Here is a 202-nt window from a genome sequence, read left to right on the forward strand (position 1 = left end):
ACACGCATTATCAAAACAGTTGCCTTTGCGGCTCATGCTCCCTACCATTTCATATTCTCGCATCTTGTTCTGGTAGTCGTGAGAGGCGTATTGGCTCCCGCGATCTGAATGGTGCAACACAGAGTCGACGGGACTTTGACGCTTAAAAGCTTGTTCCAGCGCCGCGACGCACAATTCTTTCGTCATTCGTGCATCGGCATGC

At 51.0% G+C, this 202-nt stretch carries 1 protein-coding gene; it reads right to left on the bottom strand.

What is annotated here, in order from left to right; all coding sequences use genetic code 11:
• A partial coding sequence (locus J3482_RS20725; protein WP_206923157.1) for a DDE-type integrase/transposase/recombinase occupies nt 1-202 on the bottom strand: 202 nt, incomplete at both ends.

It is taken from the genome of Alicyclobacillus suci (genome assembly GCF_017329615.1).
GTDB classification, from domain to species: Bacteria; Bacillota; Bacilli; order Alicyclobacillales; family Alicyclobacillaceae; genus Alicyclobacillus; species Alicyclobacillus suci.